A 368-nucleotide genomic window follows, 5' to 3' on the forward strand; every position below is an offset into this window, starting at 1 on the left:
ATGACGTTGACGATGCAGTTGTTGCCGGCAGGCGCCGCCGGCAGGCGTTCGGGTACGACTTGCGAGAAGGCCCCGAAGATGACGGACCGCAATCGCGCGCAGGTGAGCGAGCGCATGCCGACGGCGGCGGGATGGACCGGGTTCAGCACTGACCCTTGCGGCGTGATGCAGATAAACGGCCGGGCAAGGCCCGTGTTGAGCAGGATCTTCGGGTTCAGCGTGTAAAGCACGTAGTAGACGCCGACGAGCAGCATGGTGTGGCGCGGATCGCCGCCCGAAGGGACGTTGAGCGAGGAGCCGAGCTGCGGATCGGAGCCGGTGAAGTCGAGGACCGCCTCGTCGCCCTTGATCGTCAGCCTCAGCTTCAG

The 368-nt window shown here is 65.5% G+C and carries 1 protein-coding gene; it reads right to left on the reverse strand.

Going from position 1 to position 368, the window contains the following annotated elements; genetic code table 11:
* Positions 1 to 368: hydantoinase B/oxoprolinase family protein (locus EN852_RS36330; protein WP_189546438.1), on the reverse strand; the 368-nt coding region annotated here is incomplete at both ends.

The sequence above is a fragment of the Mesorhizobium sp. M2E.F.Ca.ET.209.01.1.1 genome (genome assembly GCF_004010375.2).
Taxonomy (GTDB): Bacteria; Pseudomonadota; Alphaproteobacteria; order Rhizobiales; family Rhizobiaceae; genus Mesorhizobium.